Here is a 4,594-nt window from a genome sequence, read left to right on the forward strand (position 1 = left end):
GCCGCTTCGCGGGGAGGCGACTGCCGTGAGTTCTCATCGAATCCGCGGTATAAGAGTGCCTCTCGTACAGATGAGAGATGCCTTCTGCGCGGCTCGCTGGATGCTTTGAGGCGGCGTCTGAGTTCTCATCCGAAGAACAACGCCGAACGCGACTAACCGGCAGTCGCCGACGACTGCCGGCGCCAAGAGGAGGGACAGGAGGAGGAACCCGGGGATTTCCTGAACTGAGAAAGGGCGTTGGAGCAGTGAGCACCTCTTTTCCATCATCCCGATGGCGGCTATCGTGTCGGTGCCACCCGCTTGGAGGAACCGATGAGCACGCAGCCTGAGGAAGCCATCGCCCCGCCGGCCCCGACCGCCCCCGCGCAGATATATGCCCAGCTGCGCACCGACCACCGTGCCGACACTTGGGCACCGGCCTTCGAGCGGGACTGGGCGAAGGCCCTGGAGGACTCTCGCCACAGCTACAGCCTCACCCCATTGCACAGCGTCATCCGCACCTGGCAGTTGCGCCTCGCCGCAGCCTCGGACGTCGACTCGTACATGGACTCTGACGAGGAGGAGCCCGGCTTCGTGGACCTCGGCTTCCTCCACTCCTGACGAGAACAGCGTTCTGTTGACGGGGACGGGTGCCATGGTCGCCGGGGAGCGGTGAGACCTCGGGGTCAACACCACGACGCTGCGGAACTGGCGCGGGGCCCGCTCGATGAGACTGGCTGATCAGTGCGGCTCGCGTGGGGCAGCCCGCCGGCACCATGATCGGCACTGCGGATGCCGGTACATCATCCGCGCAGGTCGGGGCCTGGTCACAAGTCTTCGGTTCTCCTCGACGTTCACCCCAGGTGCCTTCACCCTGTCGGGCTCGAATAATCGTCACTGCTGGTCAAAAGGCCACGGCCTCCGCGTAGCACTGCGATCCTGGTTCGACGGTCGTGTCGCTTCTCTACCGGATGTCGGCCGCGAGAACAGCCGATGGAGCCAGCGCCGGATTCAAGGTGAACTGGCCCGGCTCGGACACCCGATCGCCGCGTCGACCGCCTGGCAGATCCTCCACGCCGCAGGAATCGATCCGACACCCCACCGCAGTGGCCCAACCTGGCGAGAATTCCTCTCTGCGCAGGCCACCGGTCTGATCGCCTGCGACTTCCTCCACGACGCCGTATTCCAGGCCGAGGACATCGAGATCATCAAGACACCGGTCCGCGCGCCCAAAGCCAACGCCCACTACGAACGAGTGATCGGCACCCTCCGCCGAGAAGTCCTCGACCACACACTCATCCTCGGCGAAGCTCACGCACGCCAGGTCCTGGCCGCGTACCAGAGGCACTACAACGCGCACCGCCCCCACCGGGCCCGACGCCAACTACTCCCCCAAGCTCACGGGCCACCACCTACAGTCCTGGAGCCGACCAGCCGCAAAGTCCTGCGCACTCGCCTCCTCGGCGGCGTGATCAACAAGTACAGATATGCCTCTTGACCAGGCGCGCCGATGATTCGAGCCCCACAGGATCGAGGACTGCCTCGAGTACCCCCTCAGCTACGAAATGGCGGAACACCTGGTAACGCCTCAGACGGGCGGCTGTCCCTGCCGCTACCCGCCTGTCGTCTGCCTACTGCTCGCTTCGCTCATGCCCGTCACCGGATCCAAACGCTCTGCTGTCGGTGCGCTCACCGACAAGCAGTGGAGCAGATTGCGCGCATCAGTACGTCGCAACGCAGGGCGCAGGACCGCAGCCCTGCTGCCCACCACACCTCCGAGCCGCGGCCAGTACCTGTACGCCGAGGAGCATCTTCTGGCCCCAAACGTTGATGTGCTGCAAGGCCTCTTCGAGCGTCGTGCCATCCAGCAGGCGCTGGAGCAAGGTCTGTTCCCCATCGACACCGCCCGCAACTGGTGCCGGCCCGAACGACGCCAGCTTCTCGTCGGCGACGCGACCGTCCCCAAGGCTCCCTCCAAAGCCGAGCACACCCAGACCGTCGACACCACAACCGGCGAGCTCCGCACCCACCGGGTCGACCCTGCCGCCCGCCTCTATTACGAGAACGGCGAGAAGGAGAAAACGGTGGCCCGCGGCACCAAATGGTTCTTCGCCTCGGGACGCGACACCGGCTACTGGCGGCGACCCGGTGTCCACCCTCGCGTCTGGCCACGAGCCCTGGACGGCATGACCGGAGTCACCGGCTCCACCCGCGTACAGAAGGCCGTGGCCAGCGCCCGAGGTCACCTGGCGGCCTTCCGCCGCAAGGGCGGTGTGGTCAGCTCGCCAAGCGATGGGGCTCAACCTCGACGACCCGTTTGCATAGTGCAATAATTAGAAGGGAAGGGCAGTCTTCTGGCTCCTTCGGGCCGGTAGGGACGGTGATCATGAACGGGAGAGAAGCAGGCGACTCGACTCTCGAAGCCTATGCGTTCGTCTGTCTCACGTGCGGGCATGGCTGGGAGGAGGAGTACGAGATCCGGCACCCGGCTGATGTCCACGGTCTGCGGCATACCGTCTACTTCGTCCATGGGCACCGAGTCGAATCCCCACTGGCGCACGCACGCTGCCCGTCGTGCGAAGGGCGCAAAATCAGGATTCTGCGGCCCGGCCGGGTGATGTCGGTGTGGAGTGCCCTCCCAGGGCACTGACCCTCGTCTGCGGCGCATGAGGTAGATGGCGAGGGCCGCGTCGTGCGAGCGGTGCCGTTCACCGACGGCATGCACGCCTCGTTCCTCGCCCTGCGCGGCGCCTGGCATAACCCCGCGCGTGCTTGGCTTGTGCATCCCCTGGTTCGTGGGGATGGCGCTCATCACCCACTTCCTGGCGGGGCTGGACTGGACGACGTCCTTCCAGGTCGGTGCGGTCTGCGGCTTGGCGCTGGGCGTCGCGTTGTGTTGCATTGCTAGTGAACGGACTGATGCGGCTCCCGGCGCTCGGCGCCGAGCCGCGAGGCGGTCGGCGGAGCTGAGCAAGTTCGCGGCGCTGCCGGTGTTGGGCGCGCTGTTGATCTCGCTGGTCGGCGCGCGCTTCGCGCGGCGGGAGAAGCTGGCGGCGGTCTGGTTCGGGACGAAGGGCTTCGCGTGCGTCGTCTACGGCCTGCTGGTGCTTCAAGTCCGGCATCCTGCGGGTAAGGGCGGATGCTGAGCGCAAGGGCCGACGGTCGTCGCCTTCGCGCCGCCTCCTGGGGCGCGGGGCTCCCACCGGTGGAGCGATCACGAGCTTGGGTTGATCACGTCGTGTCCGGGATGTGCCCCCGTATTCCCACTCCATTGCTTAGGCTCAAGAGATCCGTCCACTGCCTGCGCCGGCGCCGGTGGCGGCGGTACACGTTCCACGCGACGCCCCGGGAGTGTTCATTGGCTGAGGAGAACGATCCGAAGGACTCCCTGCTCCTGGCCGTTCTACCCTTCGGGGTGATGGCGGTCGTGGCCGTACTGGACCTCACCTCGGGACCTGGGGTGGGCCTGCTGCCCTTGGTGTCGCTGGGGCCGGCCTTCGCGGGGCTCACCGGAGGGTGGCGGCGCACGGCTGTCATCGGTGTGGTTGCTGTCGTCCTGTGCCTGGGGCTCAGCGTGTTCGACGGCCTGTTCGGCACCCGCCGCGGTTTCACCGCGTTGCTCTCGGTGGCGGGCGTCACGGCCGCTGGTCTCGTGGCGGCGGTGTTGCGGCAGCGGCGTGAGGCGGAGTTGGCCAGCGTCCGGTCGATCGCGGAGGTGGCCCAGCGGGTGCTGCTGCGGCCGGTGCCGCGGAGTGCGGGGCGACTGCGGGTGGCGGTCTCGTACACCTCCGCCGTGGCCGAGGCCCGCATCGGCGGAGACCTGTACGAGGTGGTGACCTCGCCACAGGGGGTGCGGGTGATTGTCGGGGATGTGCAGGGCAAGGGGCTGGAGGCGGTGGAAACCGCGGCCGTGGTCGTGGGTGCATTCCGTGAGGCGGCGTACGACGAACCGGACCTCAAGGCCGTCGGTGAACGACTGGAGCGGGCTCTGGAACGGCATCTGACCCGGGAGAGGTTCGTCACGGCTGTGCTGGCCCAGGCGGGAGACGGCGCTCATATCACCCTGCTGAACTTCGGTCATCCCGCGCCGCTGATTCTGCCGGAGCACGGGGAGGTTCGGTATCTGGAGCCACCGGGGCGGGCACTGCCGCTGGGACTGGGAATGCACGAGACATCGGGGCCGAAGCCGTACGAGGTGCCTTTCACACCGGGTGACCAGGTGCTCTTCTACACCGACGGGGTGACCGAGGCTCGTGCTCCTTCGGGAGGCTTCTATCCGCTGGAGCAGCGGGTGGGCTCACTCGCGGACCGTGCCCCGGACGCGACGCTGGCCGCAGTGCGGCGGGATCTGATGGAGCATGTGGAGGGCCCGTTGCAGGACGATGCCGCCATGCTGCTGCTCCGCTACCGGAACGGCTGACGCCGGACAGGGGCGGGCGGGCAGATGAGACCTTGTCCTCTGCCCGCCCGCCTTGCGTCTGCCGTACGCCGTGCCATACGTGCCGGCGTCAGAAGGTGGAGGCGATGTCGTCGTACGTCGCGTCGTCGATCAGGCCGGAGTCGTCGAGGACGTTCTGGTGGTCCAGGACGGTGAGGTTGACCTCGGAGGCGAAGC

The 4,594-nt window shown here is 67.2% G+C and carries 4 protein-coding genes and 1 pseudogene; all 5 read left to right on the plus strand.

Annotated elements, in window-relative coordinates; all coding sequences use genetic code 11:
• Nucleotides 1-312: 312 nt before the first annotated feature.
• The gene (locus tag LCH29_RS36935) at nucleotides 313-600 is read left to right on the plus strand and encodes a DUF6247 family protein (RefSeq protein WP_446466048.1); all 288 of its coding nucleotides are present in this window, start codon (nucleotides 313-315) and stop codon (nucleotides 598-600) included.
• Between the two features lie 352 nt (nucleotides 601-952).
• Nucleotides 953-1,477 (plus strand): annotated as a pseudogene (locus tag LCH29_RS36940) (integrase core domain-containing protein); the annotation flags it as partial.
• 151 nt (nucleotides 1,478-1,628) lie between these two features.
• On the plus strand, nucleotides 1,629-2,312 hold the full coding sequence (locus tag LCH29_RS36945; RefSeq protein WP_446466049.1) for a hypothetical protein: 684 nt from the start codon (nucleotides 1,629-1,631) through the stop codon (nucleotides 2,310-2,312).
• A gap of 468 nt (nucleotides 2,313-2,780) precedes the next feature.
• Nucleotides 2,781-3,125, plus strand: coding sequence for a hypothetical protein (locus LCH29_RS36950; protein ID WP_446466050.1), 345 nt, complete (start codon nucleotides 2,781-2,783; stop codon nucleotides 3,123-3,125).
• Nucleotides 3,126-3,397: 272 nt separating this feature from the next.
• Nucleotides 3,398-4,399, plus strand: coding sequence for a PP2C family protein-serine/threonine phosphatase (locus tag LCH29_RS36955; RefSeq protein WP_446466053.1), 1,002 nt, complete (start codon nucleotides 3,398-3,400; stop codon nucleotides 4,397-4,399).
• Nucleotides 4,400-4,594 lie beyond the last annotated feature (195 nt).

Source organism: Streptomyces sp. BRA346 (assembly GCF_052851135.1).